Origin of the sequence: Belliella pelovolcani (genome assembly GCF_900156785.1) — a bacterium.
GTDB lineage: Bacteria > Bacteroidota > Bacteroidia > Cytophagales > Cyclobacteriaceae > Belliella > Belliella pelovolcani.
This window is the reverse complement of sequence record NZ_FTOP01000010.1, coordinates 1-20,633: the sequence shown is the minus strand read 5'-3', so window position 1 is coordinate 20,633 and position 20,633 is coordinate 1. Positions and strand designations below refer to the sequence as shown.

At 37.7% G+C, this 20,633-nt stretch carries 16 protein-coding genes and 1 rRNA gene; 14 read left to right on the top strand and 3 right to left on the bottom strand.

Translation table 11 applies throughout. The annotated features are described in order from the left end of the window. Positions 1–48: 48 nt before the first annotated feature. Positions 49–2,193, top strand: a complete 2,145-nt coding sequence (locus tag BW935_RS11755; RefSeq protein ID WP_076501722.1) for a glycoside hydrolase family 97 protein — start codon at positions 49–51, stop codon at positions 2,191–2,193. Positions 2,194–2,231: 38 nt separating this feature from the next. On the opposite strand, the gene rfbA is transcribed toward BW935_RS11755, so the two are convergent. Then, positions 2,232–3,119: a glucose-1-phosphate thymidylyltransferase RfbA gene (gene rfbA, locus BW935_RS11750; protein ID WP_076501720.1), complete on the bottom strand. Its 888-nt coding sequence runs from the start codon at positions 3,117–3,119 to the stop codon at positions 2,232–2,234. A gap of 382 nt (positions 3,120–3,501) precedes the next feature. On the opposite strand from rfbA, the gene BW935_RS11745 reads away from it, so the two are divergent. The 6 genes from BW935_RS11745 to BW935_RS11720 all read left to right on the top strand — a co-directional run bounded on the left by BW935_RS11745 (position 3,502) and on the right by BW935_RS11720 (position 9,842). Beyond that, complete coding sequence (locus BW935_RS11745; RefSeq protein ID WP_076501719.1) at positions 3,502–4,656, top strand: glycosyltransferase family 4 protein; 1,155 nt, start codon at positions 3,502–3,504, stop codon at positions 4,654–4,656. A gap of 325 nt (positions 4,657–4,981) precedes the next feature. Beyond that, complete coding sequence (locus tag BW935_RS11740) at positions 4,982–6,118, top strand: DegT/DnrJ/EryC1/StrS family aminotransferase (protein ID WP_076501718.1); 1,137 nt, start codon at positions 4,982–4,984, stop codon at positions 6,116–6,118. Between the two features lie 2 nt (positions 6,119–6,120). Continuing rightward, positions 6,121–6,738: a sugar transferase gene (locus BW935_RS11735; RefSeq protein ID WP_076501716.1), complete on the top strand. Its 618-nt coding sequence runs from the start codon at positions 6,121–6,123 to the stop codon at positions 6,736–6,738. Between the two features lie 6 nt (positions 6,739–6,744). Then, the gene (locus BW935_RS11730; protein WP_076501714.1) at positions 6,745–7,332 is read left to right on the top strand and encodes an acetyltransferase; all 588 of its coding nucleotides are present in this window, start codon (positions 6,745–6,747) and stop codon (positions 7,330–7,332) included. Positions 7,333–7,497: 165 nt separating this feature from the next. After that, complete coding sequence (locus BW935_RS11725; RefSeq protein WP_076501713.1) at positions 7,498–9,414, top strand: polysaccharide biosynthesis protein; 1,917 nt, start codon at positions 7,498–7,500, stop codon at positions 9,412–9,414. A gap of 26 nt (positions 9,415–9,440) precedes the next feature. Then, positions 9,441–9,842: a hypothetical protein gene (locus BW935_RS11720; RefSeq protein WP_076501711.1), complete on the top strand. Its 402-nt coding sequence runs from the start codon at positions 9,441–9,443 to the stop codon at positions 9,840–9,842. A 223-nt stretch (positions 9,843–10,065) separates the two neighbouring features. Here BW935_RS11720 and BW935_RS11715 read toward each other — a convergent pair whose 3' ends face one another. Further along, entirely contained in the window at positions 10,066–12,072 is a 2,007-nt protein-coding gene (locus BW935_RS11715) for an alpha-ketoacid dehydrogenase subunit alpha/beta (RefSeq protein WP_076501710.1), read from the bottom strand. Between the two features lie 102 nt (positions 12,073–12,174). On the opposite strand from BW935_RS11715, the gene BW935_RS11710 reads away from it, so the two are divergent. The 5 genes from BW935_RS11710 (at position 12,175) to BW935_RS11690 (ending at position 18,056) form a co-directional block, all read left to right on the top strand. Then, positions 12,175–12,732, top strand: coding sequence for a helix-turn-helix domain-containing protein (locus BW935_RS11710; protein WP_076501708.1), 558 nt, complete (start codon positions 12,175–12,177; stop codon positions 12,730–12,732). 653 nt (positions 12,733–13,385) lie between these two features. Beyond that, positions 13,386–14,705: a 30S ribosomal protein S12 methylthiotransferase RimO gene (rimO, locus tag BW935_RS11705; RefSeq protein WP_076501901.1), complete on the top strand. Its 1,320-nt coding sequence runs from the start codon at positions 13,386–13,388 to the stop codon at positions 14,703–14,705. A gap of 84 nt (positions 14,706–14,789) precedes the next feature. Further along, positions 14,790–15,665 (top strand): glycerophosphodiester phosphodiesterase, encoded by an 876-nt coding sequence (locus BW935_RS11700; RefSeq protein ID WP_076501706.1) that lies wholly within the window; start codon positions 14,790–14,792, stop codon positions 15,663–15,665. A gap of 177 nt (positions 15,666–15,842) precedes the next feature. Beyond that, entirely contained in the window at positions 15,843–17,009 is a 1,167-nt protein-coding gene (locus BW935_RS11695) for a hypothetical protein (protein WP_076501705.1), read from the top strand. A 51-nt stretch (positions 17,010–17,060) separates the two neighbouring features. Beyond that, positions 17,061–18,056 (top strand): adenosine kinase, encoded by a 996-nt coding sequence (locus BW935_RS11690; protein ID WP_076501703.1) that lies wholly within the window; start codon positions 17,061–17,063, stop codon positions 18,054–18,056. 40 nt (positions 18,057–18,096) lie between these two features. Here the strand turns inward: BW935_RS11690 and BW935_RS11685 are convergent, their stop codons facing one another. Continuing rightward, positions 18,097–19,230 (bottom strand): DEAD/DEAH box helicase, encoded by a 1,134-nt coding sequence (locus BW935_RS11685; RefSeq protein ID WP_076501702.1) that lies wholly within the window; start codon positions 19,228–19,230, stop codon positions 18,097–18,099. Positions 19,231–19,380: 150 nt separating this feature from the next. Between BW935_RS11685 and BW935_RS11680 the strand changes: the two genes are divergently transcribed. Together BW935_RS11680 and BW935_RS11675 are read left to right on the top strand one after the other, a co-directional pair. Next, entirely contained in the window at positions 19,381–20,121 is a 741-nt protein-coding gene (locus tag BW935_RS11680) for a 3-keto-disaccharide hydrolase (protein ID WP_076501700.1), read from the top strand. Between the two features lie 424 nt (positions 20,122–20,545). After that, a 16S ribosomal RNA gene (locus BW935_RS11675) occupies positions 20,546–20,633 on the top strand; the annotation flags it as partial.

The following is a 20,633-nucleotide window of genomic DNA, read 5'->3' as shown; positions in this document are numbered from 1 at the left end:
ATAGACGTATTGAAACTCGTCTTAAACCTAAACTAACCCTATTGAATTATGAGAAAATTTTCTTCCCTACTGTTCTTGCTTTTCCTAAGTTGGACAGCATCTGCGCAACAGCTCAATTCTCCAAATGGAGCACTTCAATTAAACTTTGAACTGAAAGATGGAGTGCCTTTTTATGATTTGAAATACAAAGGTATTCCAGTGATCTTACCTAGTAAACTGGGGCTAAAACTGAAAAATCACCCTGATTTTACCGAAGGATTTGTCACCTCTACTGCTGAGCAATCCGACTTTGATGAAACATGGGAACCAGTATGGGGAGAAGAAAAGGCAATTCGTAATCACTACAAAGAAATGGCTGTCACGCTACATCAAGATGCAGCACACGAACATAGAACCTTGATGATTAGATTCAGGCTTTTTGATGATGGGTTAGGGTTTAGGTATGAATTCCCATCTCAGCAGGGGTTGGCGCATTTTATTGTTTCTGATGAAAAGACTCAATTTGCGATGACAGGAGATCACACTGCTTTTTGGATTCCAGGGGATTATGATACGCAAGAGTATGATTATGTAGAGTCCAAGCTATCAGAAATCAGAGGGTTGATGGATGCTGCGATTACTGGAAATATTTCTCAAACATCCTTTTCTCCGACTGGCGTTCAGACTTCTCTGATGTTGAAAACAGCTGATGGATTATATATCAACTTACATGAAGCTGCACTGATCAATTATGCAACGATGCATCTTAATTTGGATGATGAGAAAATGATTTTCGAATCTTGGCTGACACCCAATCCAAATGGAGATAAAGTATACTTACAAACCCCATCTGTGAGTCCTTGGAGAACCATCATCGTAAGTGATGATGCAAGAGAGATATTAGCTTCCAGAATAACTTATAATCTGAACGAGCCAAATAAAATTGAAGACACCTCATGGATTCGCCCGATGAAGTATATCGGAGTTTGGTGGGAAATGATCACAGGTAAAAGCACATGGGCATATACAGATGATTTTCCTGCGGTGGAACTGGGTGTTACAGATTTTAGCAAAGCATCACCTAATGGTAAGCATGGTGCTACTACCGAAAATGTCAAACGACATATTGACTTTGCGGCAGCGCATGGCTTTGATGGGGTATTGGTAGAAGGCTGGAACGAAGGTTGGGAAGATTGGTTTGGAAACGCCAAAGATTATGTTTTTGATTTTGTGACTCCATATCCGGATTTTGATCTAGCTGGAGTGAGAGATTATGCCAGATCAAAAGGAGTAGAATTGATCATGCATCATGAAACATCCTCTTCTGTCAGGAATTATGAAAGACATATGGATCAAGCGTATCAGTTTATGAAAGACAATGGCTACAACGCAGTAAAGAGTGGTTATGTAGGCACCATTCTTCCACTTGGAGACAATCATTATAGTCAATGGCAAGTGAATCATTATCAATACGCTTTAGAAAAAGCTGCCGACTATCAAATTATGATCAATGCCCATGAAGCTGTAAGGCCAACTGGAATCGCAAGAACCTATCCTAATCTGATTGCAAATGAATCTGCAAGAGGCACCGAGTACCAAGCTTTCGGTGGTTCTAAGCCAAATCATGTGACTGTATTGCCGTTCACCAGATTGATCGGCGGGCCAATGGACTATACTCCGGGTATATTTGAAATGGATATCAGTAAACTGAATCCAGATAACAATTCTTGGGTCAATAGTACTATTGCCAACCAATTGGCGCTATATGTCACCATGTATAGTCCATTGCAAATGGCAGCAGACTTACCAGAGCATTATGAAAAATTCATGGATGCCTTTCAATTTATCAAAGATGTAGCTTTAGATTGGGATGAGAGCAGATATTTGGAAGCTGAGCCAGGTTATTATCTCACCATTGCAAGAAAAGCAAAAGGGACAAATGACTGGTACTTAGGTAATGTCAATGGGAATGAAGGAAGAGCAAGTCAGCTGACGTTTGATTTTTTAGATTCAAATAAGACGTATGTCGCAACCCTCTATGAAGATCAAAAAGATGCTCACTATAGAAATAACCCTCAGGCTTATGAGATAAAAAAGGGGACCGTGACACATAAGACTAAATTATCTCAATATAGCGCTCCTGGCGGTGGCTTCGCAATCAGTATCCGAGAGGCTAATGCAGAGGAGATCAAAGGACTCAAAAAACTTAAATAAAAAAGAGGGGATTTCCCCTCTTTTTTATTTTGAAATAATTATTCTTTTTTCCCTTTATTAGCCTTATTGATCAAGTATTGACCATAATCATTTTTCTTAAGCGGCTCGGCCAATTCAAGTAATTCGGACTTGGATATATATCCCATTTCAAAGGCGATTTCTTCCAGACATGCCACCTTGAGCCCCTGTCTTTTTTCTATGGTATGAATGAAGTTAGAAGCCTCTAACATGGATTCGTGCGTCCCCGTATCCAACCAAGCATAACCTCGACCCATCAACTCTACTTTCAAGTCTCCTTTTTCCAAAAACTCTTGATTGACTGTTGTGATTTCAAGCTCGCCACGTTTGCTTGGTTTGATTTGCTTGGCAATTTCTATCACTTCATTCGTATAGAAATATAACCCCACCACTGCATAATTAGATTTAGGATTTTCTGGCTTTTCCTCGATACTCAACACATTGCCTTTGTGATCAAACTCTACTACACCGTAGCGGTTGGGATCGTTGACATAGTAACCAAAAACAGTAGCTTTTTTCTCAGATGAAAGTGTATTGACTGCATTTTTCAACATTTGAGTCAATCCATGTCCATAGAAGATATTGTCGCCTAGTATAAGGCATACATCATCTTGACCTATGAAATCCTCACCAATTATGAAAGCTTGAGCGAGCCCATCCGGGCTTGGTTGCTCTGCATACTTGATTTGCAAACCAAGGTCAGACCCATCGTTGAAAAGATTTTTGAAATTGGGTAAATCATGTGGTGTGCTGATGATCAAGATTTCTTTGATTCCAGCTAACATCAACACAGATAAAGGGTAATAAATCATCGGCTTATCGTAAATAGCCAAAAGTTGCTTGGATACACCTTTGGTAATAGGGTAAAGCCTAGTTCCTGAGCCACCTGCTAAAATAATTCCTTTCATAAAGCTAAGCTATTAGAAGATTGGAAGATTACAAAATTACCAGAACGAAAGCCCTAAATGACTTAATTAAGAATTTACATAATTAGAAATGATCTTGATCGAATTTTGAAGATTAATTCTTTGAAAAGCTATTACATAAGATCATTCTACAAATATATGCCTCCATTTTTTTTCTATTTTTTTTCACTGGTATTAAAAACCTTTTTTTAAGATAAAATCTTGAATTATAAGTACAAAAAACGTTTTTGTTGCTGTGAATTCCTAAAGACTTCTTTTTGGTTTAAGTAATAAGTTCTTTACAACCTGATACGCTCTTATACTTTTTCTTGTTTTTGTTGAATTTCATATTTCATCTCTCTACATTTGAGCAAATTATCTTTTTATGGTTACTTTTCTAGCACTCAGCACAGCATTTATTATCGGATTTCTTTTGACTCCGGTTCTAATCCTAGTTTTCAAAAAACTTAAAATGATAGACGCTCCAGGAGGGAGGAAAATTCATAATGGATTTATCCCTTCTATGGGTGGAGTTGGCTTTGTTATTGGAATATTTATTTCAGTCATCACGTGGTTTTCACTGAATCAAATGGTTGAGTTGAGATTTTTCCTAACATCATTTGGGTTGATATTTCTTTTAGGTTTGAGGGATGACCTTGTAGACCTGACAGCATGGCAAAAACTCCTCGGTCAAATTGTAGCAGCATACATTGTAGTCATATTTGGTGATATTCGATTTACGAGTCTTTATGGATTTTTGGGAGTTTATGAAATACCAGAATTAGTCAGCTATGTGATTACTATTTTCACTATTGTAGGATTGACCAATTCTTTTAATTTGATAGATGGACTAGATGGCTTAGCTGGTTCGATTTCGGTAGTCGCATTTACTTTTTTGGGTTGGTGGTTTTGGGAAGCTGATATGATAGCTTATAGCATGTTTGCTTTAATCATAGTTGGTGGTGTACTATCCTTTTTGATTTTCAATTGGCATCCTGCCAAAATCTTTATGGGTGATACAGGTTCTCTGAGTTTAGGTTTTGCTCTTTCTGTGATGGCTATTCTGTTTGTAGATACCAACGGAAATATGCTGGCATCTGAAGGTTGGAAGTTTAATGCACCTATTGCTTCTGGATTGGCATTGTTAATCGTTCCTATATACGATACTTGTAGAATCTTTACCAAAAGAATTAGAAGAGGTAAGTCGCCATTCTCAGCTGATAAAAGTCACATTCATCATTTTATGATGAGAATGGGTTTGAGGCATGATCAAGTTGCGCTTGCAATGGTGGGAATCATGTTGTTTTTTGTCGGAATCATGTTTTTAGGAGCCCAGATGAGTGATCATGTTTTGGTGCCCTCTATTGCGATACTGGCTGCAGTTTTAGGCTTAAGATTAGATGTAATTACACTTAGAAGGGTAAAAGTCATCACTAGTCAAGCACCGCCAATTCTTTCGGTAAGAATGAAGAAAAAATCTACCATTAAGCCAGAAGTAAATCAAAAAATCCTGAAGAAGGTGAAGCTTACCGAAAACTAGCAGATAGATGTTCGGTGATTTGAGCTTTAATTGACATTTTATCACTTGATCATTCTTAAGTATCAATAATAGGTTAATTTGATTTTTAATTTCTGCTCAATCTTGTTTTTTTTAAATATCAATTAATTAGTCTATTTATCTAAATAGACTTTCAATCTAAGTAAATGTATTTTAAAACTTTAATTATGTTTTTTATAATATATTAAAGTTTTATTTTGTGTACTTGAATTTAAACACAATATTTTCTGCTTAGATTTTTATAATTTTCCTATTGCTTTTTCTCTGGATTATAGTACTTTAGAGCATTAATCTACCCTGAGATTTGATGCACGATTCTATTTTGTTGTCTTCACCAAGATTTGAGGGAAACGAAGAAAAATACGTAAAGGAAGTTCTTCAATCCCCATATGTCGCAGCCGGAGGTCCTTTTTTGGAAAATTTTGAAAAAGGATTTGCGGGTAGACTTTTTCCCTTTCATGTCATTGGTCTTAATACTGGCACATCCGCTATCCATATAGGGTTGATGCTACTAGATGTTCAAAGAGGCGATGAAGTAATTTGTCAATCTTTTACATTTTGTGCATCAGCAAATCCGATTACTTATTTAGGGGCTACTCCCATCTTTGTTGATAGTGAGCCTGAGACTTGGAACATGTGTCCACATGCATTAGAAGAAGCTATTAAAGATAGAGTTGCCTTAGGTAAAAAACCTAAAGCTATCATCGTTGTGGATCTTTTTGGAATGCCCGCTAAATATGACGAACTGTTTACCATAGCCCAACATTATGGCATTCCAATTTTGGAAGATGCTGCTGAATCATTAGGCTCAAAATATAAAGGGCAAGAATGTGGTACGCTAGGTCAAATCGGAATTTATTCCTTCAATGGGAATAAAATTATCACAACTGGAGCAGGAGGAGCTCTTGTATCAGATAATCCACTTTTATTAGAAAGAGCTCGATACCTTGCCTCTCAAGCAAGAGAGAAGGTTCATTACTTTGAGCACCATAGCATTGGGTACAATTATAGAATGGGAAATGTACCAGCAGCAATTGGTCGAGCACAGTTAGAAAGTCTAGATCAAAAAATACTACAGAGACGAGCGGTTTTTGACAAGTATCAAAAACTGCTTAAAGATTTTGAAGGAATTTCCTTCTTGGAAGAACCAGAAGGCTTTTATTCTAACAGGTGGCTTACTACCATATTGATTGATCCCACAGTCGCTGGCTTTGATAGGGAACAATTGAGATTGGCCTTAGAAAAAGAACAGATAGAGAGTAGGTATTTGTGGAAACCACTACATTTGCAAGTGGCCTTCAAGGAATCCAAATATTATGGTGGCAATGTAGCTGTACAGCTTTATGGCAAGGGGCTATGCTTACCAAGTAGTACCCACTTGACTAATGAAGAACAGGAAAGAGTAGTGGGAGTCATTGCAAATCAATACCAAAAAGTAATGTGACTATGTATCAAAGTACAGGTAAGAGATGGATAGATATTCTTTTAGCAGCGGGATTAATGCTTCTATTTATGCCAGTGTTTATTTTGATTTGGGTTGTATTGACTATAATGAATGGAGGTGAGGCTTTTTATTTTCAAGATAGACCAGGTTTGAATGGACAGATTTTTAAGATAATCAAGTTCAAGACCATGAAGGATGCCTTTGATGATAAAGGCCAACCCCTTGCTGATGCTTTGAGAATGACCAAATTGGGTTACATTATCAGAAAAACATCCTTTGACGAACTGCCTCAATTGATTAATGTTCTCAGAGGCGAAATGAGTATGGTGGGCCCTAGACCGCTATTGGTGGATTACCTGGACTTATATGATGAGAACCAATATAAAAGACATGATGTAAAACCTGGCATCACAGGCTGGGCCCAAATCAATGGAAGAAATGCGATTGATTGGGAAAAGAAGTTTGAGTTGGATGTTTGGTATGTACATCATTGTGGTTTAAGCTTGGATATTAAAATTTTAATTTTAACTTTTTTCAATGTTATTCAAGGTAAAGGAGTCTCTCAGCATGGGCATGTAACTGTAGGTCGATTTGAGGGAAAACAAACTGTTGAAATTTAAAAGTAGATGTATATCATTGGTGCTTCCGGTCATGCAAAAGCAGTGATAGACTTGCTAAAAGATAAATCTATTATCAAAGCTGTTTTTGACGATGATGTCAAAATCATTCATGTAATGGGGCTCCCAGTGACAAGCCCAATACCCTCTAATTTACCCAAAGATTCACCTTATTTCATAGCGATCGGACATAACAGAATCCGACTCGATATTGTAAATCAAAAGTTAAGTTCAGTAAATTTCACCAATATCATTCATCCATCTGCCATTTTATCCAATACGGTAGTTCTTGGAGAAGGGGTTGTTATTATGGAAAATGTAATTATCAAAGTAGATTCTCAGGTGGGTAATCATGCGATTATCAATACAGCAGCAACGATAGATCATGATTGTGTATTGGCTGATTATGTACATGTCGCTCCTGGTTCTACTCTATGTGGAGGTGTCAACGTAGGAGAAGGGACTCTTATTGGTGCAAAAAGTGTAGTACTACCCAATATAAATATCGGCAAATGGTGTACAATCGCAGCTGGCAGTACAGTTCATCAAAATATGCCGGATGGAAGTCTTTGGATAGGCTCCAAACTCAAAATGTAGGGTTTTACTCCTCTGGATATGCTTGTTTTTATATCAATATAAATATCCGCGATTGCATAATTAACCAAATAGAACACTTGAATTTTTTAAATTTGGATAGTATTTATAAAAATCTATTTATATTCATAGCCTGTAAACCAAATGTATCGAATGATTAATTAACTGATGGACTTTTTAAGAAACCTGAAGATTATGCCTAAGGGACTAATCGCCGGTATAGATATCGGTTTATTGTTCCTTGCAGCCTTGTTAGGCTATATGATACGCTTCAATTTTGAATTTTCTTATTTTGATTTCAAGAATAATTTTTTGGGTATTTCTGTTTTTGTAATTTCAGGACTTCTAATTATGCTTTGGACTAAAAGCTATGATGGAATAGTTAGACTTTCAGGACTCAAAGATGTTGTGATCATTTTTAAAACTATTCTCTTCACAGTTATTCTAGTAGAGGTCGTTAACTTGGTTAGGGTATATCTTTTTTCTCGTGAAAATATTATTCCTTCTTCTGTATTAATTATCAGTGCCTTGATAGCATTAGTGGGATTGGTAATGTACAGGTTTCTGGTGAAGGAGTTGATTATTTTTGCAAAGACTCGACATTTGAGTAGGCAGAACAATATCAGGATAGGGATGATTTTTGGAGCTGGTGAGGCGGGTATCATTACACATGAAGTGATCAAAAGAGATAGTAAATCCAACTTGATTATCTATGGATTTTTAGATGATGATCCAAAGAAAGAGGGTAAGCAAATTGATGGTAAAGTAGTCTATAGGGGCTTTGAGAATTTATCCGAATTGGTTGAAAAGCATCAAATTTCAGAAATTATCATTGCGGTTCAAAATCTTTCGGTTCAAAGAAAAAGAGAAATTACCGATGAATGTTTGAGAATGAATTTGCATGTTTCCATTGTTCCTCCTGTCAATCAATGGGTAAATGGAGGATTGGAAGCTCAGGCCATTCGGGACGTGAAAATCGAAGACCTCTTGGGTAGAGATCAAATATCACTAGAAAAGCTCAAAGTGATGGATGAGTTGCAAGGGAAGGTTGTGTTAGTTACAGGAGCAGCAGGGACTATAGGTAGTGAACTGAGTAGGCAGATTGCACATTATGATCCTAAACTTTTGATTCTCTTAGATCAAGCAGAGTCCCCACTTTATGACCTTGATCAAGAGTTTAAGGATGAAGGATTGCTGACACCCTATAAAGTCATCCTATCTGATATAAGAGATAGAAAGAAGATGAATGTGATCTTGAGGAAATATAGGCCGCAAGTGATCTTTCATGCCGCAGCATATAAGCATGTTCCAATGATGGAAAATTATCCAGAGGAATCTGTAAAATGTAATATAATAGGTACTCAGATACTGGCAGATTTAGCCGTTCTAACTAAAGTTGAGAAATTTGTGTTAGTGAGCACTGACAAAGCAGTAAATCCTACCAATGTCATGGGTGCTACCAAGCGCGCAGCAGAAATCTATGTACAGTCTCTTAATGCGTTTCTTGATCAAAATCATAAAAAAGAATATACTAAATTCATCACTACCCGCTTTGGAAATGTACTCGGCTCTAGTGGTTCTGTTATTCCTTTGTTCAAGAATCAAATCTTAAAAGGTGGGCCAGTTACAGTGACTCACCCAGATATTACACGTTATTTTATGACTATTCCAGAGGCTTGCCAACTTGTACTTGAAGCTGGAGCGATGGGAAATGGTGGAGAAATCTTTGTTTTTGATATGGGACAACCGCTCAAAATCCTCGATCTAGCCAAAAAAATGATTCAACTCAGTGGCAAAAAAGTCGATGAAGAGATCAAAATTGTATTTACGGGACTCAGAGAAGGTGAGAAGCTTTTTGAAGAATTGCTCAATGATTCAGAAACAGTCAAGATCACCCATCATCCTAAAATTTTAATAGCGAAAGTAAATCCTAGTAACTTCTCTAAAATAGAAGCACAGATAAGCATGTTTTATAAACTGATTGAAAATAATTCTGAGAATGATATCGTAACTCACCTTAAAGCGATCGTTCCTGAATTTATCAGTAATTCATCTCGATTTGAAATTCTTGATAGGTTAAATTAATTTGTTCTTAACTAAAATACTTTCCCATGCACAAATATGTCAAAATCGGAGCTTTGATACTTGTAATCGTTCTTTCAGCGGTAATTTATTGGAGGTATTTTTTTGTTTTTAGTGAAGGAGTCAAAGCAGGTAACTTGAATTATTTCGAGAAAAAAGGATTTGTCTTTAAAACTTGGGAAGGAAGATTAGTACAAGAAGGATTCCAAAGCCCTAGTGCAGGAGCCTTACAAAGCAATGAATTTAGATTTAGCGCACAGGGAGAGGAAGTGGCTCAGAAGCTGGAAAGGGCTAGTGGTCGTTTTGTTGAACTTCGATACAAGGAGTATCTTAATCCAGTCCCTTGGAGAGGTGCTAGCAAATATGTAGTGATCGAAGTGCTCGATATACAAGGTTTTTCTCAGGAAACATCTCAAACTCCTTTCGATTAATCCCTATTGTCCTAGACCACTATTTTTTAGCTAATGATTGTCCGCTTTTGTACCTGAGGAACCTTAATAGCGAAATAAACATATAATTTCAAGCCAATCCCGATAAACCGTGACAAGTTATCAATGAATAACTTGGCTGTGGCGGATCCTATATCTACTGGTATGAGGTTGATCTGGGTTTTTATTTAAATTGATTAGTGGTCTAATTGAGGATATGCATTTTTCAATAATTCCTTAAGGCTAATAGCTTTGATTTAAACCGCTCTAAAGGAAGAAAATTCTTCTCCAAACTCGGCGCAAATGGAACTGGCGTATCCAAGCTGCCTTCCCGCATCACAGGCGCATCTAGCATTTCGAAGCAATGTTCTGATATCCAAGCACAGATTTCTCCACCGATCCCCCCAGTCAAACAATCCTCTTGCAAGAAGATCACCTTTCCAGTTTTTGATACAGTGTCTCTTACTGCGTCCTTGTCCCAAGGAAGAAGCGTTCTTAAGTCCAAAATAGCTGCCTCGATCCCCATTTCTTCGATAGCGCTTTTGGCCCAATGCACTCCCATCCCATAAGTAATGATAGAGAGTTCCTCTCCCTCAGCTACTAATTTTGCTTTGCCTACCTCTATGGTATAATAATCATCTGGAATATCCTCCGATATCGATCTATAAAGTGCTTTATGCTCAAAATACATGAAAGGATTTGGGTCTTCAATAGCTGCATTTAGTAAGCCTTTGGCATCATAAGGATTAGATGGATATACGATTTTGAGTCCTGGTGTATGAAAAAACCAAGCCTCGTTTGATTGAGAGTGAAAAGGCCCAGCAGCTACACCAGCCCCAGTGGGCATCCGAACAACTACATCTGCGTTTTGCCCCCATCGATAATGAATCTTGGCTAGATTATTCACGATCTGATTGAAGCCAACTGAAACAAAATCAGCAAACTGCATTTCTACCATTGCCTTATAGCCTTTAATGGATAGGCCCAATCCCGCACCAATGATGGCACTTTCGCAAAGCGGTGTGTTGCGAACTCTATCTGCTCCAAACTTAGCCTTGAACCCATCAGTGATTTTAAAAGCACCACCATATTCACCGATATCCTGCCCCATTAAGATAAGATTGGGATATCTTTCCATGGATTGACGTAGTCCATCTGAGATGGCGTCGATGAAGCGCTTTTCTGTGCCGGTTTTTTCTTTTGGAGGGATTATTTTTTGATCAAATGGATGATACAGGTCTGATAACTCCTCTTCTGTATTCGGAGATATGGTGTCCTCTCCAAAGGCAATCTCAAGCCCAAGATTAATTTCTGCTTTGATTTCTTCGTCTATTTGACTCTTTTGCTCAGAATTTAGTATACCATTGTCAAGTAGATACCTTTCGTAGTTTTCGACTGGGTCTTTAAGTGACCAGGTTTCCATCAGGGCTTTTGGAACATATTTGGTTCCGGAGGCTTCTTCATGGCCGCGCATTCTAAAAGTAATAGCCTCTACCAGTACTGGTCTTGGATTTTTTCGAATATCAATTGCGAGATTTTTGATGCAGTCATACATTTCCAAAACGTTATTACCATCAACCCTAACGGTCTCCATACCGTAGCCGGGGCCTTTGTCTGTAAAATATTGAAAGGCAAACTGCTCCTCGCTTGGCGTGCTGAGACCATAGCCATTGTGCTCTACTACAAAGATGACTGGAAGTTTCCATACTGCTGCTACATTAAGTCCCTCGTGAAAATCACCCTCTGAACTTGCTCCATCACCAGTGAAGACCAAGGTTACTTTTTGTTTTTTGGATAACTTATCTGCCAAAGCAATACCATCAGCGATTGCCAACTGTGGCCCCAAATGCGAAATCATTCCCACGATATGATGTACTCTACTACCAAAGTGAAATGATCGGTCTCTTCCTTTGGTAAATCCTGACTTTTTTCCTTGAAACTGTGCAAAAAGTCTTTCAAGTGGAATATTCCTTCCAGTGAAGATCCCTAAATTTCTATGCATAGGTAAGATGTATTCATCTTCGTCCAATGCATTAACAGCACCTATTGAAATCGCTTCTTGCCCCCAGCCACTAAACCATTTCGAGATTTTTCCCTGACGCAACAGGATCAGCATCTTTTCCTCAATTCTTCGGGGAACTAATAGTGATCGATACAGCTGTAATAATGTCTCGTTGTCGTAGTTTTTTCTGTCGAAATGTATGGATGTGGTAGCAGTAATGTCTCTATTCATTGTGGGTTTATTTGGTGATACCAAATTAGACTTTTCTATTCAAAAAATAATGATCTAAAAAGGTATTCCTTTGATTTGGGAATCTTTGAGTAAATTAGAGTCATGGAAGAGCTTTTGATCAAGAATATGGTCTGCCCTAGGTGTATCATGGCTGTTGAAAATCTCCTTTTTGAAAAGGACATACCCTTTCAGCGCGTAGTTTTGGGCAAAGCCATCTTATCACAAGAATTGGGACCCAATAGCGTAGCTGAGTTGGAAGATGGATTGTTGAGAATGGGCTTTGAGTTATTGCAAGATAAGGATGTTAAAAAAATAGAGAAAATTAAAACGAGCTTGAGAGCCTTATTTCAAGAGGAGGAGATTCCGGCGGGTTTTAACATTAGCGATTATATCAAGTCAAAGATCAATGAAGATTATAGTAAGCTCAGTCATCTTTTTAGCAGCATGGAGGGCATTACCATTGAGCGGTTTTTTATTGCACTAAAAATCGACAAAGTGAAGGAGTGGCTTTTTTATGAAGAAATGAATCTTACGGAGATTTCTTATAGGCTAGATTACAGTTCTGTTCAGCACCTTTCTTCTCAATTCAAAAAGACAACAGGTATGACTCCTTCTGCTTATAAGAAGATGATCAAAAGTAGCCCAGGTGGCTGGAAATAAAATGCTGAGTTAATGTTGGCTATCTAGTCAGGAGGTAAAAAAGCAAAAGCGTCGATTCACATCGACGCTTAAAAATAATGCAAGGAGTTGAAAAAATGTTCGTTTGCTGTACGAATCCAAAAGTAGCTAGATATTCTTCAGTTGAAGCAAATAAATCATTAAGGATATTTTAATAAAAAGGCAAAAAAATCCTAGATAGTTAATATTTCCATAATCTGTGATTTTTTTAAGGATTCGTTGTTTTATCTGATTATTCTATTCATTGCGAATAAGTCAACTCTTCGGTTTGATCTATTGCTATTTGTCCACATCAAATTAATATTCATTTCCTATCAATATCTGGGTTAGCTTTACTAAGTTTCATGATTGTCCGATTACCTACAAGTAGAACCTAAATAATGGAACAAACCTGTGATTTATAGCCAATATCAATGAATATCCAATATCTATTAGTATCGGATTTATATAGTCTCTTATTGAATTTGGATAATGGTATAATTGCGGATATACATACTAGATTTATTTAGAGAGTTAATGCCAAATTTCCGACGATCTATTTTTTTTGCTTGACTGAGGTATATTCCGAGAATTCTATGAAAATACAAATGCCACTTCTTGAATTTGCTTACCTTTGCGTCCAAAGTAGGAAATCTGTGAAAGCGAGAACATTAAAAAAAGACAAAGTCAACATCATCACCATGGGCTGTTCCAAGAACTTGGTGGACTCGGAAGTATTATTGACACAGCTGAAAGGAAATGGTATCAATGCCAGTCATGAGTCTAATAGTGAAGATAATAATATCATCATCATCAATACCTGTGGGTTCATAGATAATGCCAAGCAAGAATCTATTGACACTATTTTACAATATGTAGATGCCAAAGAACAAGGCTTGGTAGACAAGGTCTATGTGACAGGTTGTCTCTCTCAGCGGTACAAGGATGACTTAGAAAAGGAAATCCCACAAGTAGATGCATTTTTTGGAACGAGAGATCTTCCGGCTATTCTCAAAAAATTCAAAGCAGACTATAAGCACGAGTTAGTCGGAGAGCGGCTGCTCACACATGCTTCGCATTATGCCTACATGAAGATATCTGAAGGATGCGATAGGCCTTGTTCTTTTTGTGCGATTCCATTAATGCGTGGAGGTCATGTTTCTAGATCTATAGAAGATTTGGTTAAGGAAGCCGAACATAAGGCGGCTAATGGTACCAAAGAATTGCTACTTATTGCTCAGGATTCGACCTACTATGGTTTGGACCTATACAAGAAGCGAAGGTTGGCAGATCTCATGCGTGCACTATCAGATGTAAATGGCATCGATTGGATTCGCTTGCACTACGCCTATCCTACGGGTTTTCCGATGGATGTCATAGATGTGATGAAGGAAAGACCAAATATTTGTAATTACCTCGATATTCCTTTGCAACATGGATCAACTTCTGTATTGAAAACCATGCGTCGTGGAACGACAAGAGAAAAGCAGGAAGAGTTAATTCACTCCATTAGAGACATCATGCCAGATATTGCTATCAGGACCACATTGATCGCAGGACATCCGGGAGAAGGAGAAGCGGAATATCAGGAAATGGTTGATTTTGTGGAGAGAATGAAATTTGAGCGTTTGGGTGTTTTTACATATTCACACGAAGAAAACACACACGCCGGTACCATGGAAGATGTTATCCCTCAGGAAGAAAAGCAAGCTAGAGCCAATCACCTGATGGAGATTCAGGAGCAAATATCTTATGATCTCAATCAAGAGAAAGTTGGTAAAACTTTCAAAGTATTGGTTGATAAGAAAGAAGGGGGGCATTTTGTAGGTAGGACAGAATACGACTCAGTCGAAGTAGATAATGAAGTGCTCATTGATGCAGCCAAATATTATTGCAGAGTTGGAGATTTCGTTGATGTCAAAATCACAGACGCTACGGAGTTTGACCTCTATGGAGAGGTTCAAGACACGCAATAATCAAGGTTTAAAAATCATCACAATAAATTCATATTGTGGTGATTTTTTGTTTTGAGACAAAGTGTAATTTGCAAACAAAAAAATATGAAAAAGATTCTCCTTTTTGCTTTAGTTATGCTGCCAATGATTTTACAAGCACAGTTTTCTTATGATCTTCAAGGCCACCGTGGTGCGCGTGGTCTGATGCCTGAAAATACTATTCCAGCGATGATCAAAGCTTTGGATTTGGGAGTGACTACGCTTGAGTTGGATTTGGCAGTAACAAAAGATGGAGAGATCATCGTTTCGCACGAACCTTACATGAATCCCTTGATTTGTTTGACACCAGAGGGGAAAGAAATTCCTGAAGGAGATAGAAGTCATAATATTTACAAAATGACATTCGAAGAGGTGAAGCAATATGACTCAGGCTCTAAATTTCATGTGGGATTTCCACAGCAAGTCAAGTTTCATGTAACCAAACCAAGACTGAAAGATCTTTTTGATGTGGTAGAGAAATATGTAGCCAATCACGATTTACCTCAACCATATTACAATATTGAGATTAAAAGCAGCCCTGAAGGTGATGGTGTTTATCATCCTAGCCCGGCTGAGTTTTCGGATATGGTTTATGATTTGATTGATTCCAGTATTTCTTGGGGCCGAGTGAATATACAGTCTTTCGACTTTCGTGTTTTGAAATATTACAATCAAAAATATCCTGATGTGACTTTGGCAATGCTGATCACTGACTCAAGAAAATCACAGGAACAATTGAAAGAACTTGGTTTTCAGCCAGAGATTTATTCACCTTATTTTGTGGGCTTGACAAAGGATGTGGTTAGTGATTTGAAGGAAAAAGGCATGAAGGTTATTCCTTGGACTGTGAATACCACTGAACAAATGCAATCGCTACTTGACATGGGAGTAGATGGGATCATCACGGACTATCCAAATTTAGCTCCGAAAGGAGGGAATTAATCCTTTGAACATAAGATTTATGATTCAGATGTTTGAATAGATTTAAAATTTGTCTTTGACTATTTATGGGGAGAGTGAATGCTCTCCCTTGTTTTGATTTTCGATTTGCTTCCAAGGTCAATCTTCGGACTTTCAGATTATATGCTTATTTTTGGCGATTCTTAACCAAATTAAAGCATGAGGATTATTGAAGTCAGCAGCCCTGCACATCAACTGGAATTTTTAGAAATGGCAGTTCGCTTGTATCAAAGAGAGCCCAATTGGATAAGGCCACTTGATAAGGACATTGAGGGGTTATTCCATTCAGAGACCAACAAGTTATTTAAATTAGGTGCCAAGGCGAAAAGATGGTTGCTTCAAGATGAAAAAGAAAATACAATAGGTAGAATAGCAGCTTTTGTCAATCCAAAGATGAAAGAAAAGCAACCTACGGGAGGCATAGGCTTTTTTGAGTGCGTGGAGCAGAGGGAAGCAGCTATTTTACTTTTTGATACTGCCAAGATCTGGCTTCAAGATCAAGGAATGGAGGCAATGGATGGGCCGATTAATTTTGGTGAAAGAGACAAATGGTGGGGTTTGCTAGTGGAGGGATTTTCTCCACCTAACTATAACATGCCTTGGAATTTTGCTTATTATAAAGATTTTTTCGAAGCTTATGGCTTTCAAGTTTACTTCAAGCAATTCACCTACATGCGCCCTGTTCAAGGTGTAGGGTTTGATCAGAAAATGATCGAAAGGGCGAATAAAGTTATTGATGATCCAGATTTTGAATTTAGGCATATGAAGGGCAGAGAGCTTTCCGAGAAAGCTCCTGAATATTTCATGACAGTTTATAATAAAGCGTGGGCCAGACACATGGGTAAGAGTTTGACGCTCAAAGAGACTCAATTGATGTTTGGGAAAATGAAGCCCATTATGGATGGTCGCCTGATTTATTTTGGATTTCATAAAGGAGAACCAGTTTCATTTTTTATCAATATTCCAGAAATCAACCAGCTTTTCAAGTATGTCAATGGTAAATTAGATTTGATAGGGAAGTTGAAATTTCTTTACAACAAAATATTCAACCCTCCCAACAAGATGTTGGGTTTAGTGTTTGGTGTAGTGCCAGAGTTCCAAGGAAAAGGTGTAGAAAGCGCTATGATCATGGCATATAATGAAAAATTTGCTAAGCATGATTCATTTCCTTATAAAACCATTGAGATGAATTGGATAGGCGACTTCAATCCCAAGATGATGCGTGTATGTGAGCAGCTCAATGCAGAAATATACAAAACACACCACACTTATAGGTATTTATTTGACAGGGAAAAACCATTCGAGAGACACCCGATTTTCGAATAATTAATACTTAAGGTGAGGTTTCAGATTAAAAAAAAACAACAATAATATAGCATGAAAAAGTACGATGTGACGGGTATAGGAAATGCCTTGGTAGATATTGAATTCAAAGTGAAGGATCAGTTTTTCCTAGATAATGCAGTAGAGAAAGGTTTGATGACTTTAGTAGATGAAGAACGTCAAAATGCCTTGATGAAAGTGATCAATACCGCGGAAGCCAAAAAGCAATGTGGCGGTTCTGCAGCTAATACAGTTATTGCAGTAAGTCAGTTTGGTGGAAAATCATACTATTCATGCAAAGTGGCCAATGATGAGCTAGGTAAATTTTTCATGGATGATATGAAGGAAGCAGGCGTTGATAATAACTTGAATCCAGATAAGTTAGAGGAGGGGATTACCGGTAAATGTCTGGTCATGGTGACAGAAGATGCCGAGCGTACCATGAATACCTTTCTAGGTATTACTCAGACATATTCAGTAGCAGATGTGAACGAAGCTGCAATCAAAGATTCGAAATATTTGTACATAGAAGGCTATTTGGTTACTTCTGAAAATGGCAAAGCGGCCATGAGACATGCAAAAAAATTAGCTGAAGAAAATGGAGTGAAGGTTGCGATGACTTTTTCAGATCCTGCTATGGTTAAATATTTTAAGCCTGCATTTGATGATGTCATTGGTCACAGCGTAGACATGCTATTTGCCAATGAAGAAGAAGCAATGCTTTATACCGGAAAAGACAATCTTTTGGAAGCTAGAGAGGAGTTGAAAAAAGTAGCCAAGCATTTTGTAATTACCCAAGGTAAAAATGGAGCGATGATATTTGATGGGGATACTTTTATTGATATTGAACCTTATCAGACTACTGCAATAGACTCCAATGGAGCAGGTGATATGTTTGCTGGAGCTTTCATGTATGGAATCACCAATGGGCATTCTTACGCATCAAGTGGAAAGTTAGCTTCTATGGCAAGTTCAAAAATCGTAAGTCAATTTGGACCTAGGTTAAAATGGCATGAAGCCAAGGAGATTTTGGCTAGATTAAACCCATAAAATAAAAACCCTTCTGCTTATACTAGCGGAAGGGTTTTTTCTAAAAATCCATTTTTTCAGCATCGATCAATTCTACCCACCTTTTCATTTTCTTTTGTATGACTTTCCAATGGTGTTTGTCTTCTTCTGTAATGATCGTGACAGCTGATCCTGTGGCTCCAGCTCTACCTGTACGTCCGATTCTGTGAATGTAGTCTTTTGGTGATCTAGGTAGTTCAAAATTCACCACTATTGGAAGCTCTTTGATATCTATACCTCTTCCAGCTAGATCTGTTGCAACCAAAACACGTAATTTTCCAGCTTTGAATTGCTTCAATGCTTCTGTTCTGCCTCCCTGGCTTTTGTCTCCATGAAAAGCCATAGCTTGGATGCCATGTTTATTCAGTTTAGTGGTGAGGTTATCTGCAACTCTTTTTGAAGATGCAAATACTAAAACTTGCTCCCAATTATTCATTTCAATCAAATGCCTTAATAAAGGACCTTTTCTTTCTATATTGATGAAATAGGCAACCTGTTCTATTAGGTCAGGAGTTACTTCCTCTGGCTTGATTTCGATTTTGAAGGGATTCTCGAGTAGTTTGTCAATCAATGTCAAGACCGAATCTTCCATAGTAGCTGAAAAAAGGATATTCTGTCTCTTTGATGGGAGTCTAGACAAGATTTCGTCTACTTCTTCTTTGAAACCAAGGTTCAGAACTTTGTCAGCTTCATCGAGCACGAGAGTTTCTAACTGAGAAAGAGAAATGGCATTTTTCGAAAGTAAGTCCAGTAGTCTGCCTGGAGTTGCGACCAGAATGTCGGTGCCGTTCAATTTCATCATCTGAGGATTGATAGATACTCCTCCGTATACAGCGACACTTTTTGCTTTTCTCTGAATCGATGTGTTGAAAGTTTGAATGACTTCGAGAACTTGAGCCGCTAGCTCTCTTGTGGGTACGAGTATTAATATTGGAATAGACCTACTTTTATTGATTGGTTTATTTTGTAAAGTCTCAAGTAAGGGTAATACATAGGCGGCTGTTTTCCCTGATCCCGTTTGAGCAATGCCCAAGACGTCTTTTCCTTGAAGTGTTGCAGGGATTGCAGCTACCTGAATAGGGTAGGGGTTTTTATATGCTAGTTCTTGAACTGCTTTTACAAGAGCGGCTGACAAGCCAAGTTCTGAAAATGTCATTGTTGTAATTTTTAGCAAAGTTAAGGTTTAATTTCTGTCCAAAGTTCTTTATTCTATGATGCTGGAAGACTGATAAGGATTGAAAAGTGTTTAATTGAAATGATACTGATAATTTTTATTAACTTTTGGGTTCACTAACCGAATATAAGAATGGGAAACTTGCTTAAGAATTTTTTATTGATTTATCTAATTTGTTTATGTGTCTCCTGTGCTAAAGAAAAGGTGGAGGTGTCGGAGATGTTAGACATAGTTCCAGACAATGCCCTTACAGATGAAGAAAGAGGAGATGGCTGGATGTTACTTTTCAATGGTATTGAAACTGACGTTTGGAGAGCTTACCTAGGTGATAGTTTTCCAGATAATTGGACAGTTGAAAATGGTGCTATCAAATGCTTAGGAGGTGATGTTGATTTAATTTTTTATCCTGTAGAATTTGCGGAGTTTGAACTTGCCTTCACATGGAAAATCCAAGAAGGCGGTAATAGCGGATTATTATACCATATTGTTGAGAGGGAAGATTTACCTGCGACCTATTATACTGGACCCGAATATCAGGTTGTCGATCAATCGGGTTTCAAAACTGAATTAGATCCTTTACAATCTGTAGCTGCTGATTATGGCATGTATGCTCCTACTCTAAAGGAAGTAGTAAAAAAGTCTGGAGAATGGAATGAATCTAGAATCATTTACAAAAACACCAAGGTGAGCTATTGGCTTAATGGGGAAAAAACGGTCGAATTTACACCAAACTCCCAGGACTGGTTAGAAAGGAGAGAAGGAGGCAAGTGGAAAGACTTTCCTGAGTATGCCAAAATGAAAAAGGGCTATATAGGCTTGCAAGCTCATGGTGATACTGTTTGGTATAAAAACATCAAGATTAGAATGCTTTAAAAACATTTTTAATTTTTTCTTATTGATATTCAGGATAGTAGTTATGGTTTTAAAATTTCTTTGAGATTAGGTCTTGTTAATTGTAAAATAAGTTGCACTTTTGCAATCCCAAACGGGGGCAAGGAGTTGAAAAGGGGTGTTAAATATGATTTAAAAAAGTGTTTGGGTTTAAAAATTTTCAAACTTTTTTACTTCAAAAAGATTGCCTGATCAAATTACTTTCTTACCTTTGCAATCCTGTTCAACGGAACGGGTATAAAAATCAGGGTCGAGAGACTACAATTTGGATTGAGAAGAAGTTCAAAAAAGTTCATTGAAGTGTTGTAAGACGAAACGACGAGAGGCTATTTTAGGATAGTTTTTCAAGAAGCATATCAATAAGAGCCGATAGGAATAAGCTACGAGAGTAGCGTATATAAACTTTACAATGGAGAGTTTGATCCTGGCTCAGGATGAACGCTAGCGGCAGGCCTAATACATGCAAGTCGAACGGGATCTAGAAGCTTGCTTTT

Excerpts from the sequence above, each read along its gene's own strand:
- BW935_RS11755 (WP_076501722.1), top strand. The coding sequence starts at position 49 with ATGAGAAAATTTTCTTCCCTACTGTTCTTGCTTTTCCTAAGTTGGACA.
- rfbA (WP_076501720.1), bottom strand. The coding sequence starts at position 3,119 with ATGAAAGGAATTATTTTAGCAGGTGGCTCAGGAACTAGGCTTTACCCT.
- BW935_RS11745 (WP_076501719.1), top strand. The coding sequence starts at position 3,502 with ATGGTTACTTTTCTAGCACTCAGCACAGCATTTATTATCGGATTTCTT.
- BW935_RS11740 (WP_076501718.1), top strand. The coding sequence starts at position 4,982 with ATGCACGATTCTATTTTGTTGTCTTCACCAAGATTTGAGGGAAACGAA.
- BW935_RS11735 (WP_076501716.1), top strand. The coding sequence starts at position 6,121 with ATGTATCAAAGTACAGGTAAGAGATGGATAGATATTCTTTTAGCAGCG.
- BW935_RS11730 (WP_076501714.1), top strand. The coding sequence starts at position 6,745 with ATGTATATCATTGGTGCTTCCGGTCATGCAAAAGCAGTGATAGACTTG.
- BW935_RS11725 (WP_076501713.1), top strand. The coding sequence starts at position 7,498 with ATGGACTTTTTAAGAAACCTGAAGATTATGCCTAAGGGACTAATCGCC.
- BW935_RS11720 (WP_076501711.1), top strand. The coding sequence starts at position 9,441 with ATGCACAAATATGTCAAAATCGGAGCTTTGATACTTGTAATCGTTCTT.
- BW935_RS11715 (WP_076501710.1), bottom strand. The coding sequence starts at position 12,072 with ATGAATAGAGACATTACTGCTACCACATCCATACATTTCGACAGAAAA.
- BW935_RS11710 (WP_076501708.1), top strand. The coding sequence starts at position 12,175 with ATGGAAGAGCTTTTGATCAAGAATATGGTCTGCCCTAGGTGTATCATG.
- BW935_RS11700 (WP_076501706.1), top strand. The coding sequence starts at position 14,790 with ATGAAAAAGATTCTCCTTTTTGCTTTAGTTATGCTGCCAATGATTTTA.
- BW935_RS11695 (WP_076501705.1), top strand. The coding sequence starts at position 15,843 with ATGAGGATTATTGAAGTCAGCAGCCCTGCACATCAACTGGAATTTTTA.
- BW935_RS11690 (WP_076501703.1), top strand. The coding sequence starts at position 17,061 with ATGAAAAAGTACGATGTGACGGGTATAGGAAATGCCTTGGTAGATATT.
- BW935_RS11685 (WP_076501702.1), bottom strand. The coding sequence starts at position 19,230 with ATGACATTTTCAGAACTTGGCTTGTCAGCCGCTCTTGTAAAAGCAGTT.
- BW935_RS11680 (WP_076501700.1), top strand. The coding sequence starts at position 19,381 with ATGGGAAACTTGCTTAAGAATTTTTTATTGATTTATCTAATTTGTTTA.